Source organism: Cupriavidus necator N-1, from assembly GCF_000219215.1.
Lineage (GTDB): Bacteria > Pseudomonadota > Gammaproteobacteria > Burkholderiales > Burkholderiaceae > Cupriavidus > Cupriavidus necator.
The window spans coordinates 332,192-349,713 of sequence record NC_015724.1 but is presented as its reverse complement, the minus strand read 5'-3'; the positions used below and the strand labels follow the sequence as shown (position 1 = coordinate 349,713).

General features: G+C 59.8%; 15 protein-coding genes. 9 read left to right on the top strand and 6 right to left on the bottom strand.

Annotated elements, in window-relative coordinates:
- Positions 1-1,045: 1,045 nt before the first annotated feature.
- From CNE_RS38260 to CNE_RS38240, 5 genes are all read left to right on the top strand, one after another.
- Positions 1,046-2,521 (top strand): NAD-dependent succinate-semialdehyde dehydrogenase, encoded by a 1,476-nt coding sequence (locus tag CNE_RS38260; protein WP_041229482.1) that lies wholly within the window; start codon positions 1,046-1,048, stop codon positions 2,519-2,521.
- A gap of 79 nt (positions 2,522-2,600) precedes the next feature.
- Positions 2,601-3,419 (top strand): phytanoyl-CoA dioxygenase family protein, encoded by an 819-nt coding sequence (locus CNE_RS38255; protein WP_013954421.1) that lies wholly within the window; start codon positions 2,601-2,603, stop codon positions 3,417-3,419.
- 34 nt (positions 3,420-3,453) lie between these two features.
- Positions 3,454-5,058, top strand: a complete 1,605-nt coding sequence (locus CNE_RS38250) for an MFS transporter (protein WP_013954420.1) — start codon at positions 3,454-3,456, stop codon at positions 5,056-5,058.
- 108 nt (positions 5,059-5,166) lie between these two features.
- The gene (locus CNE_RS38245; RefSeq protein ID WP_013954419.1) at positions 5,167-5,901 is read left to right on the top strand and encodes a GntR family transcriptional regulator; all 735 of its coding nucleotides are present in this window, start codon (positions 5,167-5,169) and stop codon (positions 5,899-5,901) included.
- Positions 5,902-5,982: 81 nt separating this feature from the next.
- On the top strand, positions 5,983-6,909 hold the full coding sequence (locus CNE_RS38240; protein WP_080569702.1) for a DMT family transporter: 927 nt from the start codon (positions 5,983-5,985) through the stop codon (positions 6,907-6,909).
- Positions 6,910-6,952: 43 nt separating this feature from the next.
- On the opposite strand, the gene CNE_RS38235 is transcribed toward CNE_RS38240, so the two are convergent.
- Genes CNE_RS38235 through CNE_RS38225 form a run of 3 tightly spaced genes read right to left on the bottom strand, consistent with a single transcriptional unit; the run spans position 6,953 to position 9,905 of the window.
- Positions 6,953-8,428 carry an NAD(P)(+) transhydrogenase (Re/Si-specific) subunit beta gene (locus tag CNE_RS38235; protein ID WP_013954417.1) on the bottom strand — a complete coding sequence of 492 codons (1,476 nt, stop codon included), beginning with the start codon at positions 8,426-8,428 and terminating at the stop codon, positions 6,953-6,955.
- On the bottom strand, positions 8,428-8,769 hold the full coding sequence (locus CNE_RS38230; protein WP_013954416.1) for an NAD(P) transhydrogenase subunit alpha: 342 nt from the start codon (positions 8,767-8,769) through the stop codon (positions 8,428-8,430). Before CNE_RS38230 ends, CNE_RS38235 begins: the two co-directional genes overlap by 1 nt.
- A gap of 14 nt (positions 8,770-8,783) precedes the next feature.
- Complete coding sequence (locus CNE_RS38225) at positions 8,784-9,905, bottom strand: Re/Si-specific NAD(P)(+) transhydrogenase subunit alpha (RefSeq protein WP_013954415.1); 1,122 nt, start codon at positions 9,903-9,905, stop codon at positions 8,784-8,786.
- Positions 9,906-10,536: 631 nt separating this feature from the next.
- Here CNE_RS38225 and CNE_RS38220 point away from each other — a divergent pair.
- From CNE_RS38220 to CNE_RS38205, 4 genes are all read left to right on the top strand, one after another.
- Positions 10,537-11,517, top strand: a complete 981-nt coding sequence (locus CNE_RS38220) for an NAD(P)-dependent oxidoreductase (RefSeq protein ID WP_013954414.1) — start codon at positions 10,537-10,539, stop codon at positions 11,515-11,517.
- An 8-nt stretch (positions 11,518-11,525) separates the two neighbouring features.
- Positions 11,526-11,891, top strand: a complete 366-nt coding sequence (locus CNE_RS38215) for a RidA family protein (protein WP_013954413.1) — start codon at positions 11,526-11,528, stop codon at positions 11,889-11,891.
- Positions 11,892-11,913: 22 nt separating this feature from the next.
- Entirely contained in the window at positions 11,914-12,696 is a 783-nt protein-coding gene (locus CNE_RS38210) for a class II aldolase/adducin family protein (protein WP_013954412.1), read from the top strand.
- A 625-nt stretch (positions 12,697-13,321) separates the two neighbouring features.
- A complete protein-coding gene (locus CNE_RS38205) occupies positions 13,322-13,537 on the top strand; it encodes a hypothetical protein (RefSeq protein WP_013954411.1) in 216 nt (71 codons plus the stop codon).
- 585 nt (positions 13,538-14,122) lie between these two features.
- Here the strand turns inward: CNE_RS38205 and CNE_RS38195 are convergent.
- The 3 genes from CNE_RS38195 to CNE_RS38185 are packed head-to-tail and all read right to left on the bottom strand — an operon-like array spanning position 14,123 to position 17,486.
- Positions 14,123-15,988, bottom strand: coding sequence for an SMC family protein (locus CNE_RS38195; RefSeq protein ID WP_013954410.1), 1,866 nt, complete (start codon positions 15,986-15,988; stop codon positions 14,123-14,125).
- Positions 15,985-16,497 (bottom strand): ABC-three component system middle component 2, encoded by a 513-nt coding sequence (locus CNE_RS38190; RefSeq protein WP_013954409.1) that lies wholly within the window; start codon positions 16,495-16,497, stop codon positions 15,985-15,987. Before CNE_RS38190 ends, CNE_RS38195 begins: the two co-directional genes overlap by 4 nt.
- Positions 16,485-17,486 (bottom strand): ABC-three component system protein, encoded by a 1,002-nt coding sequence (locus CNE_RS38185; protein ID WP_013954408.1) that lies wholly within the window; start codon positions 17,484-17,486, stop codon positions 16,485-16,487. Before CNE_RS38185 ends, CNE_RS38190 begins: the two co-directional genes overlap by 13 nt.
- Between the last annotated feature and the right edge of the window lie 36 nt (positions 17,487-17,522).

Genomic DNA, 17,522 nt, shown 5'->3' with positions numbered 1-17,522 from the left:
GGCTGCTGTTTTAAGGTAGCCTGGCGGGCAACGCGCTGAAGATCACGTACTGCAAAGAGTACAGCTTCACACACTCAAACCGTCAGGTACAAAACCAGTTGGAAACAGCTGAGATGGTGGCTCGAGCGAGCAAAAGCCGGAACCCTGACCGCGACTACTGATCTGCTCCCGAGGGGATCCCCCACGCCAATTTGAAAAGCCGCGATCCCACAAGGAATCGCGGCTTTTTGCTTCTGGAAGTGGTCTATAAGTGACCGAAATTCGCTATAGGGGGTCCGAATGCGGCGATCCAGCAGCAGTTCGGGGATGACCGCTCATTGGTTTTCGGCACGGTAGCGCAAGGTTGCGTCGGCTAGGCTAGCAAATAGACGATGATCCCAATTAGTAACGCCGTACGCCGGTTGGACAAGTCCTGCTCGGCACGCAAGTCCCAACAACAGCAGAGAACCGCGGCGGTCCCGCGATTGACATCGCCACGTAGGCCGCAGGCCGCTCGACCACCAACAGGCACCTGGCAGTCCTCGCGGAGCAATTTGAGGCGGTATTCCAGTTCGATCCGCAATGGCCTCAGTAAACCGGTCCACCTCGGCGCCGAAAGCACACCGCCGCTCACTCAGCAAGGCCGACGCGTCCGCAACGTCAATGGCTGCCATGGCTGCGCTGTCGTCGTGGTTCAGGACCGCACCAGATCAGGGTTGGCCAAGATCAAGCACCGCTGGCACACCGCTGTTGTTGGATGTTCGGCAGTACTCCTATTTTGGGCTCCGGCATGTCGCAATCCCCTCAGGCCGCAAGCCAACCTGCCCTCCACGCTTGTGCCGGTCGGGAATTCGCTCCATCGCGTTATTCCTTGGCCGCCGGAACCTGCCCACATCACACCCACTGTGGTGCGGGTTTTCCCTATGTCGGCACGAAACGACTTTTCCTTGACACCAAGTGTATTCAGTTTATTATTCAACCCGGAATGCACATGTGTGCGCACGCGAAACAGCACGTGGTCGGCCGCTTGCCGATCCCATCCACCGGAGTGATCGTGCAAACAAAAATGGAAAATCTTCGTAAAGTGATTCGAAATGCAGCCGTGCTGCGCACTGGCCATTTGATCGATGGCGACTGGTACGAAAACATCGAGCGCAATGAGTTCGAGGTTTGCAATCCAGCCAACGGTGAGGTCTTGGCGACGTTGCCATCTGCAACGAATGCCCAGGCAACTGCCGCCGTTTCGGCTGCACATCGGGCGCAGCCTCTATGGGCCAGCAAGACCGCCAAGGAGCGCGCGGCTATCCTGATGAAGTGGTATGAGCTGATCCTCGCAAATCGTGAGGACCTGGCCATCCTCATGACTCTGGAACAAGGCAAGCCTCTTGCCGAAGCGCGAGGCGAAGTCCTCTTCGGCGCCAGCTTTGTATCGTGGTACGCGGAAGAAGCAAAGCGAATTCAAGGCGAAGTCCTGCAGACGTACAGCGCAGATCGGCGAGTATTGATTCTGCGGCAGCCGATCGGCGTGGTCGTTGCAATCACCCCTTGGAACTTTCCGAGCGCAATGATTACCCGGAAATGTGCTCCAGCGCTCGCAGCCGGTTGCTCCATTGTGTTGAAGCCCTCCGAAGAAACGCCGCTCTCCGCGATCGCGCTGTGCGCGCTGGCACGTGAAGCTGGTATTCCGCCGGGCGTTATCAATTTGGTAATGGCAGGCCGGGACGATGCCGCGGCTCTCGGGCGCGTATTGCTCTCTGATGACCGGGTCCGCAAGCTGTCTTTCACAGGTTCTACGGCCACGGGCAAGCATCTGATGCGACTGGCCGCTGACAACGTGCTGAAGCTTAGCCTTGAACTTGGGGGTAACGCACCACTCATCGTATTCGATGATGCGGACCTCGACCGCGCTGCGGAAGGCGCGCTCGCCAGTAAGTTTCGCAATATGGGGCAAACCTGTACCTGTGCAAACCGGATCTTGGTACAGCGAGGTGTGTACCAGGCATTCGCTGAGAAGCTCGTCGAGAAGGTTCGCAAGCTCCGCCTCGGCCCGGGAACCGAGGAGAACGTTACACAAGGTCCCCTAATCAATTCACGTGCAGTAGAAAAGGTTCGTGCGCATATTGAGGACGCCGTTGCTAAGGGCGCCCGAGTCATCCAGGGTGGCCACGTTTCAGCCAAGGGTCCACTCTTTTTCGAGCCTACGGTCCTGGCCGACGTCAATCCAGAAATGCAGATCTGCAGCGACGAGACTTTCGGCCCAGTCGCACCACTGCTGGCTTTCGACACGGAAGAGGAGGCCCTGACGCTCGCCAATGCCACGCAATACGGTCTGGCTGGCTACTTCTACACACGCGACCTTTCGCGCGCTTTCCGCATGGCTGAGCGCCTCGAGTTGGGTGCCATTGGTATTAACGAGGCGGTCATTTCATCCGAAGCGGTTCCGATCGGTGGCGTCAAGCAGTCCGGCATCGGTAGAGAGGGTGCCCACCATGGCATCGAGGATTTCCTGGAAATCAAGCAGGTAACGATTGGCGGTCTGTAAGACGCCTAGGCGGTTCGGTAAAGAAGCAGCAGGTTCTGAGGCAGTTTGTTGAGCAACGTGATCCACGAAGGAGATTGAGATGTTGACCGAAGAGCAAATAAAGTTCTATGACGAAAACGGTTTTCTGGTGCTGCGTGATGTTTTCACGCCGGAGGAGCTTCGTGCGCTCCAGCAGGATGCCGTAGTACTACGCAGCGACAAGCGTGGCCATCCGGACGCCAACGTGCTCGAGAAGGATGGGGAAACCGTACGGGCAGCTTGGGCTGTCGAACTCGACTCGGAAGCATGCGCGCGGGCCTATCGTCTTCCTCGCGTGCTGGGTGCCATCAAGCAGTTGCTTGGCGAAACCTACCTTCATCAGTCGCGGTTGAACTACAAGGCTGCGGGCAAAGGTGACATCTTCCAATGGCATCAGGACTACGCCAGTTGGATTCACGATGGTGTTCCGCATGGCGGTCATCGCGACATGCTTACCGTACTCATTACGCTTGACGACTCCACGCCCGACAACGGACCGCTGCGCTTCATCCCCGGTTCGCACAAACACGGACTCATCGAGCCGTTCTATGACACAACGACGACCAGCTACCCCCTGCATATCGTGCCGGACGAGTACATGGAAAAGCATTTTTCGCAGAGCCCTATCTACGAATGCGTCTTTCCTGCTGGCACCATGGTGTTTTTCTGCGGCAACCTCGTGCACAGCTCGAAGGAGAACCACTCCAACGATGGCCGGCGCAACCTCTATTTCGCATACAGCCGTGACGGAAATCGCCCAACGGGCGCGGCGACGCGCAAGCACAAGAACAACTACATCATGAACCCGTCGCCGTTCACGCTGCAGGAAGTCGATGATGACAGTCTGGCCAGGTATGCGGCCGGCGTAGTAGCAGCATAACGTTTCGCGAGCTGCGCGGAGATTGGAGGAAAACATGAACACACTAGAAGCACCGGCGCAAGCGAGCGCCACGGCAGCGCAATCCAGCGAAATGCGGAAGGTAATTCTCGGTTCGTCGTTGGGCACTGCTTTCGAGTGGTACGATTTTTTCATATATGGTGCGCTTGCCACGGCTCTGGGCCCGTTGTTTTTTCCTCCGTCTCTGGGACAAACGGCCGCGTTTCTCGCTAGCCTTGCGACCTTTGGCGTCGGTCTTGTACTGCGTCCATTCGGCTCGCTAATATTCGGTCGACTGGGCGATATCGTCGGTCGCAAGTACACATTCTTGGTAACCATCATCATGATGGGCATTTCCACCGTCGGCGTGGGGTTGCTGCCAACGTACGCCACCGCCGGCGCACTCGCGCCATTCCTTCTGGTGCTGCTTCGCTGTATCCAGGGGCTTGCACTCGGTGGAGAATACGGTGGTGCAGCCACCTACGTCGCTGAACATGCGAGGCCGGACGATCGAGGGCGTGCGACCGGGTGGATTCAACTGACAGCAACGGCGGGGTTCGTGCTCTCTCTTGTGGTGGTAACGACTACGCAGTCGCTTACAACCGCGGAGCAGTTCGCGTCTTGGGGGTGGCGTGTGCCGTTCCTGTTCTCGATCTTTCTCCTGGCTTTGTCGATTTTCATTCGCTCTCGTCTTAACGAGTCGCCGGTCTTCCTCCAGATGAAGGCTGAGGGCAAGTTGTCCAAGAAGCCGATCCGAGACGCCTTTGGCAACTGGGCTAACCTGAAGTACGTGCTGCTGGCACTGTTCGGAACGGTGGCAGGTGTAACGGTGATTTGGTACACGGGCCAGTTCTTCGCACTGATCTTCCTCATGCGCTGGCTGAAGGTGGATCCGACGACAGCGTACTGGATGGTGTCGATCGCGCTGATATTGGGGTCGCCGTTCTTCGTTCTCTCAGGGCGACTGTCTGATCGTTTCGGCCGGAAGAAGGTGATCCTCTTTGGCTTCATTAGCGCGGTTGCGTTGATCTTTCCGATATTCAAGGGTGTCACGCATTTTGCCAATCCCGCGCTCGAGCGCGCGAGTGCCGAAGCCCCAGTCACCATCCATTCTTCCGAATGCCGCCTGCGTCCCTTCTCCGGGCCAGAGACGTCCTGCGAGAAGGCCAGGGAAATTCTGAACAACGCTGGTGTTCCCTACACGGTGGTACCTTCAAGCGAGTCGGGCGCTGTGGTGCGCGTAAAGGATCTGTCCACCGAGAACGCCGACAAGATCTCTATCGAGAAGCTGCTGGCCAGCGCTGGATACCCCGCCAAGGCGGATCCCGCGCAGATTAACCGGCCAGCCGTAATCCTTCTGATCTGGATCCTTGTCGTGCTCGGTTGCATCGCATACGGACCTAACGCAGCCTATCTGGTTGAGCTCTTTCCGACGCGGGTACGCTACTCGAGCATGTCTATGGCGTACCACATCGGAACCGGGTATTTCGGTGGCTTTGCCCTTTACTTCGCGACGTTGATCTCGACGACCACAGGCGACATCTATTCCGGACTGTTTTATCCGCTCGTCATCGCCACAATATCGATTCTGGTGACCGCCTTCCTGTTGCCGGAGACCAAGGGTTGGACCCTCGATCGCTGATCGAGTCGGCCGGGCGGGTCGAGTGCTCCTCGGTCCCGCCCGATTTGTCGCTCTGGATCTGTATATTTGATACAATACAGCGATGTATGCACTTTGATGGTGGATCCCATGGAAATATCAGTAGCTACGTCGAACCTGGAAGAGAAGCCTTCGCCAAAACCTGAGGCCCGCAAACGCACGTCGCTGAGCTCCGCTGCGATCTATGAGCGGGTGAAGAACATGGCTGCGACGTTCGAATTGCGCCCGGGCGAGCGTATCAACGAGATCGATCTATCGAAGCAGCTCGATGTAAGTCGCACCCCTCTGCGAGAGGTTCTCAACCAGCTGATGGTTGAGGGGTTCCTCGAGCGGACCACCAACAAGGGATTTGTGAGTCGACCGTTGGACGTTAAGCAGATCTTCGACCTATATGAATATAGGCTCAGTTTGGAAACAGCAATCGGTCGACTGGCGTGCCAGCGGGCCACTGATGACGAGATTGTCCAACTGGAGCGCAGCGTTCAGGAGGACGCTGCCGTTCCCGAGGATTCGGATTCCAACCAGCTGTTGGCGCTAGATGAGGCGTTCCATATGCGGCTTGCACATCTGACGCGAAATGACGAGTTTGTGCGTGCGCTATCCAACGTCAATGCCCGCATTCACTATGTCCGCTGGATCGACATGCGAAACGGCCGGCGGCCGTACACGCAAGCTGAACACATGCAGATCGTGCAGGCTCTGAAGGCTCGCGATGAAGTGGCTCTCGTCAAATTACTTGAGGGTCATATTGCGCGCCGCAAGGAGCAGATCACAGAAGTTATCAAACTGGGCTTCTCCGAAATCTATACGCGGCAGCGAGGATAGGTGTCCTCCTCCGGTGACGCTCTCCTTTGGTAGTGCCGTCACCGTGCCGCAGCATGCGCGCCAGGGACGGCGTGCCAACACATGCGAGAGGCGTCGCCACGTCAAGGAATCTTGCCTGTGTTGCGACCAAATGTTAAGGGTATCTCGTTGATCATCGTGGCGGTCGTGTGTTTCGCCGCCTTCGATAGCCTCACCAAGTGGGTTGGCACTACAGTGCCACTGGAAATGGTGATCTGGTTCCGATATTTGTTTCAGACCACCTTGACGGCCGGAGTATTGCTGCCCATACGAGGCAGGGCAGTATTCATGACACGGCGCCCATATCTTCAGGTCATACGAGGCATGCTGCTTGTCCTCGTCAGTGTCTTCGCTTTCCTAAGCCTCAAATATTTGCCGGTTGCGGAATTCACGGCGATCGCAATGATCACGCCGCTCGTCATCACACTGCTAGCGACGATTCTCATAGGAGAAGAAGTCTCCGTGCAGCGATGGATGCTTCTGCTAGGGGGCTTTATAGGCGCACTGATGGTAGTCCGTCCGGGCGGACAACAATTCGGGTGGCCGATGCTGTTGCCATTGGGATTCGTCATTGCCAACGCGACCTTTCAGTTGGTGACAAGTCAGCTTGCAAAGGTCGACCATGCAGGAACCACGCATCTATATACCGGAGCCGTGGGTGCGCTAGTGATGAGTTTAGCCGTACCATTTGGCTGGCAGACAAACATTCCCTGGCAATGGTGGCTGGTGCTTGTGGTCATGGGGAGCTGCAGTTCTCTGGGCCACTTTCTTTTGATCAAGGCCTATTCCCATGCCCCAGTTGCCGTATTAACCCCATATCTCTATGGGCAGATAGGGTTCGCCATGCTTGGCGGATGGTTGCTGTTCTCTCATGTTCCGGATTTGTGGGCGCTGGTCGGCATCAGCATCGTCGCATGCAGCGGCGTGCTCGGAACATGTACCAGCGCCCGGATGAAGCTGTCTGCGGCGGTGGGTGATCCAGCGGGATGAGGTCCCGAAAAGCCGGCGCTGTCGCGCCGGCTCGTCCTATGCATCAGTTGACGGCCTTGAACATATCCTCGACCACCTTCTTGGCGTCGCCGAACACCATCATGGTCTTGTCCATGTAGAACAGCTCGTTGTCCAGCCCGGCGTAGCCGGCGGCCATCGAGCGCTTGTTGACGATGATGGTCTTGGCCTTGTACGCCTCCAGGATCGGCATGCCGGCGATCGGCGACTTGGGGTCGTTCTTGGCCGCCGGGTTGACCACGTCGTTGGCGCCCAGCACCAGCACCACGTCGGCCTGGCCGAACTCGCTGTTGATGTCTTCCATCTCGAAGACCTGGTCGTACGGCACCTCGGCCTCGGCCAGCAGCACGTTCATATGGCCGGGCATGCGGCCCGCGACGGGGTGGATGGCGTGTTTCACGGTCACGCCCTTTTCCGCCAGCTTCTCGGTCAGTTCCTTGAGCGCGTGTTGGGCGCGCGCAACGGCTAGGCCGTAGCCCGGCACGATGATGACCGTTTCGGCGTTGCCCATCAGGAAGGCGGCGTCGTCGGCCGAACCGGACTTCACGTTGCGCTGCGCCTGCGCGCCGGCCGCACCGGCAGCCACCGCTTCGCCGCCGAAGCCCCCCAGCAGCACGTTGAAGAACGAGCGGTTCATCGCCCGGCACATGATGTACGACAGGATCGCACCGGAGGAGCCCACCAGCGAGCCCGCGATGATCAGCATCGGGTTGTTCAGCGAGAAGCCGATGCCCGCCGCCGCCCAGCCCGAGTACGAGTTCAGCATCGACACCACCACCGGCATGTCGGCGCCGCCGATCGGGATAATGATGGTCACGCCCAGCACGAAGGCGATCGCCAGCATGATCAGGAACGGCAGCCACGCCTGCGACATGAAGAAGATGATGCCGAAGCCGACCATCGCCACCGCCAGCAGCAGGTTCAGCCAGTGCTGGCCGGCGAACACCACCGGCGCGCCCTGGAACAGGCGGAACTTGTAGCGCCCGGCCAGCTTGCCGAAGGCGATCACCGAGCCCGAGAAGGTGATGGCACCGACGAAGCAGCCGATAAAGAGCTCGATGCGGTTGCCCAGCGGGATCAGGTGCGAGCCTGCCGGGCTGATGCCGAACGCCGCCGGCTCGGACACCGCGGCCACCGCGATGAACACCGCGGCTAGGCCGATCAGCGAGTGCATCGCCGCCACCAACTCGGGCATCTTGGTCATCTGCACCTTCTTCGCCACGTAGGTGCCGATGCCGCCGCCGACCACAAGCGCGGCGAAGATCAGCGCGAGGCCCGTGCCCACCGCCGACTGGGCCGTGCCCGCCGCCAGGAATTCATTCTTGAGCTTGACGATCAGGACCAGCGTGGTCACCACGGCAATCGCCATGCCGATCATGCCGAAGGTATTGCCCTTGCGCGCCGAAGCCGGGTGCGACAGGCCCTTGAGCGCCTGGATAAAGCAGACCGAGGCCACCAGGTAGAGCAGGGTGACGAGGTTCATGCTGACGAGACCGGTCATTACGCGCCCTCCCTGGCCAGCGCCTGCTTGGCCTCAGGGGCCTTGGCCTTCGGTTCCTTCTTCTTGAACATCTCCAGCATGCGCTGGGTGACCAGGAAGCCGCCGAACACATTGACCGCGGCCAGTGCCACCGCCAGCGTGCCCATCACGCGCCCGACCCCGCCTTCGGTCAGGCCCGCGGCGAGCATCGCGCCGACAATGATGATGGCTGAGATCGCGTTGGTCACCGCCATCAGGGGTGTATGCAGGGCCGGCGTGACCGTCCAGACCACGTGGTAACCCACGTAGATCGCCAGCACGAAGATGATCAGGTTGATCACCGTATGTCCTACCACTTCCATTTGCTCCTCCTTGTTTAAGATTGTGCGTCGCGAACACGACCGTCGTGGGAGACCAGACAAGCTTTGACAATGTCGTCCTCCATGTTCAACACGCGCGCGTCATTCGAATTCAGTAGAATCGTCAGAAAACTAAGGACATTGCGGGCGTACAGGGCTGATGCATCGGCAGCCACCATGCTGGCCAAGTTCGTATGGCCGATAAGCGTCACACCATGCCGTTCAACCACTTCATCGGCGACAGTCAGTGGACAGTTACCACCGTCAGCCGCCGCCAGATCAACGACAATAGACCCAGGCTTCATCTCCATGACTGCTTCTTCCGGTAAGAGCACCGGGGCTTTTTGACCCGGGATGAGGGCGGTGGTAATAATGATGTCGGCCTGTTTGGCGCGCTCATGCACGAGCGTTGCCTGCCGACGCAACCAGTCACTCGGCATCGGGCGTGCGTAGCCGCCCACGCCTTTCGCGATCTCACGTTCTTCGTCGGTCAATAGCGAAACGTCAAGGAATTTGGCCCCAAGCGATTCAACCTGTTCCTTTACGCCAGGTCGCACGTCGGAAGCCTCGATAACCGCGCCTAGTCGCTTGGCCGTTGCAATCGCTTGTAGTCCCGCTACACCGGCACCAAGCACTAGGACCCGTGCGGCCTTAACGGTGCCTGCAGCAGTCATAAGCATTGGTAAGAATCGTTTGTAGTGCTGTGCAGCGATCAGGACGGCCTTATAGCCAGCAATATTGGCTTGAGACGAGAGCACATCCATGCTCTGTGCGCGCGTCGTGCGAGGTGCTGCCTCGAGCGAAAAAGCGGTCACGCCTACCTGGGCTAATAATTCGCTGTTGGTCTGATCCAAGCGGCCCAGCATCCCGACAAGGATGGCGCCCTGTCGCATCCGTGGCACCTCCTCAGTTGAAGGAGCTCTCACCTTCAAGACGATATCGGCGTCGAAGGCGGCGTGTATATCGCCAATCTGCGCACCCGCCTCTTCGTATGCGCCATCGGGTTGACTGGCCTTCAGCCCTGCGCCTGCCTGTAACGTGACCTGATGACCTTGCTGCACAAGTTTCTTAACGGTCTCCGCGGTCGCGGCGACGCGTGACTCTCCCACCCGAGACTCGGTAGGGACTCCAATACGCATGGGAAATCTTCCTTTGACGAATGAACGTGAGCCCCTCTTGGGAACCAGCAGGAGCCCGGTATCGTGTGACCAATTTGGCTAGCACAAGCCGCAAACAAGCCGCCGACGGTTGTTCTCAAATGAACGGGTTCAGCGCATTCGGCATGGACGCCGGCCCCCGCTGTACGGGCGCGCGTCGTTCGACGCGTGAGGAAGATGATACCGCCATATTGCATACCTAACAATATAATGTACAGTATGCACTTGTGTGTTCAGTGTGCGAACCCGAGAAAGTGGAGTGACCGGCGCCTGGGCCGTTCGTCGCGCATCTAAGCGGCGAACACGGCCAGAGGACGCCTTCCTTCCCAGAACTCTCGACGTCAGCTGATTTGAACGGGCCCGCGCCCCTTGCACAAATCACCCTCGCCATTCCTGGCGGACATCGCACCCTAATCCTCAACACGGACCCCACAAGCCTTTCGTGGGGCGGTAGCTTGGAGACAGCCAGGAGGATGTTAAGCCGCTTCAAAGTGCATACACAACTAAATATTGATCTGTATGCAGTTACAGGATATGCTGAATGGACGTTGCAGATCACCGCATCGCCAGTTGGGTCAGTTGACCTGCACTCTCATCCAGCCACGTAAAGACAATGACTTCGAGCCGAACTTCTTCTGCCGTTGAACTTGACGGCATCCCGTCCAGCGCCACCGCATGGCGCGCAGTTTTCGTTGATGCCAATCCAACCTTGGCGGAAGTCTCGCTGCGAATTCGCCGCGATGACGACTTGCCGTTAGCAGTCAACCGGCAACCCGACATTCGCCCTGAGGGATTGCCGGAGGCGCTGGCCGGCGCCCCTATCGCGATCATCGACCATACGCACCTGCCGACCGAAGTTGCGTACCAATGCAAGGGTCTCCGGCACGTGGTGTTCCTCGGCACCGGCGCGCGCAGCTATATGAATCCCGAACAACTAGCGGAGCTGGGCATCACGGTCCATACGATCAAGGGATATGGCGACACGGCCGTCGCCGAGTGCGCGTTCGCGCTGATGTGGGCCGCGGCGCGCAACTTCTCGCGCATGGACCGCGAGATGCGCGCCGGCAACTGGCTGCGTTCGGACGCTGTGCAACTCACTGGCAAGACGATCGGGCTGGTCGGCTTCGGCGGCATCGCGCAGGAGCTGGCCCGGCTGGCGCGCGGCATCGGCATGCGCGTGATCGCCTGGAACCGGACGCCGAAGACCCACGCGGATATCGAATTTGTCGATCTCGACACGCTACTGCGCGGGAGCGACGTGGTGTCACTGCACCTGCTGCTGACCGACGAGACGCGCGGTCTGATCTCGGCGGGGCGCATCGCCTCGATGCGCGACGGCGCGATCCTCATCAACACGGCGCGCGGCGCGCTCGTCGACGAGGACGCGATGGTGAAGGCTCTAGGCAGCGGTAAGCTGGCCCACGCCGGCCTGGACGTCTTCACAGTAGAGCCGATGCCGCCCGGCCACTTGCTGACTACGCTGCCGAACGTCACGCTTTCGGCCCATTCGGCTTTCCGCACGCCGGAAGCAAACAACAACCTGATCGAAGCCGCGCTCGATCACTGCCGCCGTATCGTCCAGTCATCCAACTGATATCCACCATGACCGTTACCGCACCCGCCATAGTCCGACTGGACCAAAATCATCGCCGCAGCCGCGCCGTAATCGCCAATGGCATGGTTTTTCTGGCTGGCCAGGTGGCCGACGACAAGGCCGGCGACATCGCCAGCCAGGCGCAGGAGGTGCTGGCCAAGGTGGACGCGCTGTTAGCCGAGGCCGGCACCGACAAGGGCCACGCGCTGACCGCGCAAGTCTGGCTCGCCGACATGGCAGACTTCGACGGCTTCAACGCGGTCTGGGACGCGTGGGTAGCACCCGGTGAGACGCCCACGCGTTGCTGCGGCCACGTGGCGCTCGCCGACCCCGCCTACCGCGTCGAGATTGTCGTCTCGGCCCTATTGCGCTGATTCTCCAAAGGAGCTCAGGACTATGATTTCAACTACCGATCCGCATCGCAACCGCAAGCCGCGTAATATTAGCGACGAAGAGTGGGCGGTGCGTGTCCAACTTGCCGCAGCCTACCGGCTGGCGGCCAAGTTCAACCTTACCGACCTGATCTACACGCACATCTCGGTGCGCGTGCCTGGCACGACCGACCAGTTCTTGATCAACCCGCACGGCTGGTTCTTTGACGAGATCACTGCGTCGTGCCTAGTGAAGATCGACACCGACGGTCGGCCCATCGCCGACGACCGTTTCGAGGTCAACGCGGCCGGCTTCACGATCCACAGCGCGCTCCACCAAAGCCGGCACGACGTTGAATGCGTGGTTCACCTGCACACCAACGCCGGCATGGCGGTGGCCGCACTGGAATGCGGTCTGCTGCCGCTGAACCAAATCAGCATGCAGTTCTACAACCGCGTGAACTACCACGACTATGAGGGCATCTCGCTCGACCTCGACGAGCGCTCGCGAATCGTCAAGTCGATGGGCGATGCTCACTATTTGATCCTTCGCAACCATGGCTTGCTGACGACGGGCCGCACGGTGGCAGAGGCGTTCACGCGCATGTTTTACCTAAACCGAGCCTGCGAGATCCAAGTGCAGACGCTGTCGATGGGTCAGAAGGTCACGATCCCGTCGGGCGACGTCTGCGAGCACGCCGCGCGCCAGCACGACGACTACGCCTATCTCAGCACAGTCCACCTGGACCGCGAATGGACAGCTCTGCTTCGGCTCCTTGACCGCGACGGTGGTGACTATCGTTGCTGAGCGGCGCTGTAGCGAAAAATGGAATTGCGGCTCTTAAAAGACCGTAAGCAACGCAAGGCCACGTACCGGCGCGAAACAAGCGCCGGTTCGATAACCGTAACGCGGCTCCCAACGCTTCTCACTGGCCGAAGCGTCACTGAGAAGCGGCCACTGATCGTCAAGGCACTAGACAAATCTATGTGTTCGGTGTGCAAACTCATTAGCTCGCTCCTGGCGGCCCTTGGCGCCTCCTACCATGAGTACTGCCGATACATTGAGCATGGTGCCATCGTCAGAAGTCATGCTGGGAGCCGGAAGACCGTCAAGACGGACACTCATGAAGACACGCATGCATCGCCAAAATATGGAAATTGCGAGGGTTCAACTCGCTACCCGATAACGGACAGGCGCATTGAAGACTAGCGCGCAAAGGCATTTACACCGTCGCGCCTCATCTTCGCTGCGACGAAGCCTCTAGCGCATCGCACAGTGGCTTTTTTCTCGCGCAACGCCGCGTTGGCCGGTCGACCGTGCGGTGCTTGGTGCTTGCTACGCGCAAGCACGCCGACCCAGCCTGGCACGGGGAGCAAAATCACACAGGCCCATGGCCTTCGAGATAGCGGTATGCGTGCTGGAGGAAACCAATATGTCTCTGTGTGCCCTTTGCCTGTCGCAACTGGACCGGCCTGGCCATGTTCCGCCTCACCCCAAGTTAGTGAAGTCGGCTACGCTGCGCACCACAAGTGGCGAAAACGCCTTCGCCTATCGCTGCTCGCACTGCGGCGAAACGCTGTTGCTGGCATCGGTCGACGGCGAGGCGCCGGACCGCTGGATGCGTCTGGAGGCCGACGATTGGAGCTAGGGCTGGTGTAGCCTGACGTGGTCGATGGCGATCACGCGCGCGGCGCCCTTCACTCGAGCGCTATGCGGTCCGCGCCGCAGATCGCGCAGCTCGCTCTCCGGGAAGCGTTCTCCGCAATAGCCGGGGAAGCGGCGATCAGGGATTTCGCCGCAGGTGGGGAGGAGGGAGAAGAAATGTGCGCAACAGGGCGCCTGCGGAGCAGTCCAGCTAATTTGCGCATCTTTTCACTGCAGTCCAGCTAATTCCGGTTCTGAGACGGCCGAGTCGCGACGGAATTAGCGGTTAAGCCATTGATTTTTCGGGAATCGCAGTCCGGCGAATTCCGGTTCCTAACAGTTCTGTAGGAAACCGGAATTACCTGGACTACGTGCGCTTTTGCTGGACTGGAAATCCGGAATTAGCTGGACTGCCGTGCAGCTGATGGGAGCGCGTGCTGCTCAGAGGGGATGATGGGCGGCCGCTTTCGACCCCTATGCGCAGATCGAAGCTATGCGGAGATTAGCATAGCGACCTGCCAGTAGTATTCGCCGCGCCACCTTCATCTCACTCGTTCAACAGACTCCGGGATATCGCCGGCATGAGGAGTTAAGCGGGCCTTGCGAGCAACCCAGCTCGCCCATTGCCCTGTTTGCCGCTGAAGGTCTCGATGCGGGCCAACCCGTTCATGGCTGAAGGTGGATCCGAGTTCTCGATGACAATGACTTGCACGTGCGCCGCGAGGCTCGCGAGGTGCTTGTAGAAGTGTTCCGCGAGGGAGGTCGCTTTGAGCGCGGCCTCGTCGGGAGACAAGTCACCGTACTTGGACTCCAGCGGCTCGCGGTAGGTGAGCAGCGGTGTGTCGAGCACTAGGAACCCAGGATGCGGCAGCTTGTTGTCAATGCAGTGGACGATCACCGCGACATTGAAGGCCGCGTGTAGTACCGCCCGGACCCCCTTACCGTTGGCCGCGCGGGATTTGCCGCCGACGGTGATGTCGTTGGCCCTCCCATCGAACTGCACCTTGTCGGCGTCGGGAAACTTCCAGGCCTTCAACACCGCCTTTACCGTCTCGCCGAAGTCGAACATGGTCGTCGAGTCCGGGCCTACCGGCGCAGGCTCGCCCTCGCGCTTGGTGGGCATGGCTCCGATCTCCGCCCGCCGCGCGGCCAGCTTTGCGCGACGCTGATAGAGATCGAGTACTTTGAGTATCTCGGTTCGCTTCGCGTTGTAGGTCTCGTAGCTTTCCCGCAGAGACGCCTCCTGGGGACGAAGTCCCTGGATAGTGCCGTCAAGCTTTTCGGTATCGGCGTTGTGTTTTTCGATGGTCTTGCGCAGTCCAACGGCCTCGGCCTCAAGCGAGGCGACGACGTGCGCCAGCTCTCGCTGCTCGCGCTCAATCTTGCGGGCCTCGGCGGCAGCGGCCGTGTGCGCCATGGAGATCTCATCAGCTGCGTGATTGTGGATCTGGGCGCCGGGCGGAGCACCACAGACCGCGCAGTCCCGTCCGGCCATCGCCACCAGCACGTACCCGCCTTCTTCGATGGAGTGCAGACGCTCCAAGTCGGATGTGTAGACCCCCTGCAGTTTTGCAAAACGCTGCAGCGTGAGCTCCAGCTCATCGGCGCGCTCTTCCAACTCGCGGCAACGGTCGACCGTGGTGCGTCGCTCAACGACGAGGCTGTCCAGCTCGTTCTGCGCAGTCTGCAACCGAGTTAGCAAACCGTCGGCACTCTGATCCAAGCGCCTAAGCTGCTCGTCGGTTTCCTTCTCGACTGGGGGCTCCTCGCCGAGCTCAGCGTCCAGTTGCGCCAGCAGTTCGTCGACCAACTCAATTTTCGCAGTCTTGGCCGCCTTGCGCTCCGTCTCCTTTGGGACGGTCACGGCGGCCGAATCGTCGTTGCCAGTGAGCAGGAGCTTAAAGAGGTTCCGTTCGAACGGGCGCTCTGACGGGCTTCCCGACAAATAGACAGGGCTGGTCTCGGACATGATGTCGTCCTCGGCCACCACGGCGTACTTCGACAGCAGGCGGATGGACAGCGAGTCCTTCTTCCCGTTGCCGTCACGAACCACCCACTTGTCGGCAAGGCCGATCACATCAAGTAGTCGATGCGATACGGTATCGGTGCGCTTCTGGTCGTGCTTTTCCCGCAGCACTTCCCCGTTGTCTGCCGGCGCGCCCTTGACTAGGCCCGTGTACAGCTTGAGGTGTCCGCCACGCGTCGCTCGATAGAGCGTGAAGTCGCCCTGTTCGCCCAAGGTGACGCCCAGCCAGGCACCGTCGTACGCGGCCACCTCCTCGGTTTCGGGCAGGCTAGTGTTCGCACCCAGCATGAAGAGGATGGTTTTGGACGCAAAGGACTTCCCGGTGTTGGAGGCACCGTAGATGATGTTGAGACCATCGTCGAACTCAAGTTCAGCGGACTCGATGTTCGGGCCAGTGAAGACAAGATGGCGGAGACGGATGCCGTTCATTTCCGATTCCCCACAGGCAGCTCTTCGACCCGGAAGTCAGCGGTCCAGCGCCCGATGCGGCTTTCGATCAATGCTCGCATCTCGGCGCTCTGCATGCCGGCAAAGCGGTCGGCCATCCACTTGGCGCGTTCCTTGAGGGCAAGGGAATATGGCGCCTGCAGTAGGTCCAGATAGCTCGGCGCGTCCTCGCTGGCGCCGAACGCAATGCCATCCTCAGTTTCGATTACGTCAATGAGATGCACCTGCTGCATGAGACGCAGGCTCTTCTCGACTAGTTGGCGCCGCACGAGCAATTCGCCCGCACGATTGGGCAGGTCCGGATGCAGGCTCCCAGGTACATCCTGGCCGTCGAGGTCGCCGGTGTGTACGACGAGGTGGTCGAGCCAAGTCATTTCCAGAAGGTCGCAGCGCCGCGGGTAGAAGGCCTCCAGCACCACCAGCGCCCTGATTCCGGTTTCAAGCGTGCTGTTGAATGGATGCGCTGGTGCATTGCGCCCTAGTGGTCCCATGGCAGCAGCCCCTCGTTTGCAAGCAGGTGACAGGTGCCTTGCTTGACTGGCGGGCTCGCGTGCTTGGCGAGCACGCCGGACGGCTGCAGGACGGCCGCTTGCTGCATCACTCGTCCGAGCCGACTGAACCGGTCCGTATGCGCGCCCTGATGGACATCGACCACACCGAGGTAGATCTCATCCTTGAAATTTGCCAGGTACTCCTTGGGCGTGGAATCCCGATAGAACCGTTCAAAGGCCACGGAATCGAAAAAGCGGGTGCGCTGTATGCGCAGATTCGGGCCGACCTCCGGACAAGCGAGCGCCGCCGCGGCGTCGGAATACGTCCCGGGTCCCTTCTCGTCGTAGACCTTGAGCAACTGGCCAATGTAGGCCGACTCACTAGCCTGAATCTCGTCGGGCACGACATCCCTGACCCACGACCCCGGATCGGCGTCGAACCATGCAACCAGCGCTGGTTTGCACGCGGGATCCTTGGCGAGGCGCGTCGCGTCGATCCAGTCAACCTTCTTGAAGTCGAAGGCCTTGATCTTGGCCTCGATCTTCGGGGTCAGCTTGACGACTTGGTTCTCCACCAGGTCCTCAGCGATGTAGGTGTCCCACCGGTCCAGGAAGGCTTGCCTGAACTTTTCGGGATGCGCTATGTAGTCCCGCGCGTTCCGAACAAGGCCGTACGGCGCGACGAAGGTGTACGCCCGCGGCAAGGAAAACGCGCCATCGGCCGAGTTCTTGAAAATCTTGCCGAGTTCGACAAAGGCCGAGTGCTCGGACAGCTTCGAACTGAGCTGCTTGCACTGGAAGTTGTCCCACGGGCCCTCCAGGCGACGGTCAGTCACGTATCCAGTCACATCGCGCCCCATGTCACCCGTTCCACGCCAAAGTTCATGGGCGGAGTAGTCTTTGCAACGCTGAGCGATCCAGTCGTCGACGAAATCTTCAAGGTCCGATGCCGAAAGCGCGCAGATCTGAGCGGCGTGGTTGATGCGCAAGGTTGGTCCTCCCTTATGCCGATCTATGGCTTCGTG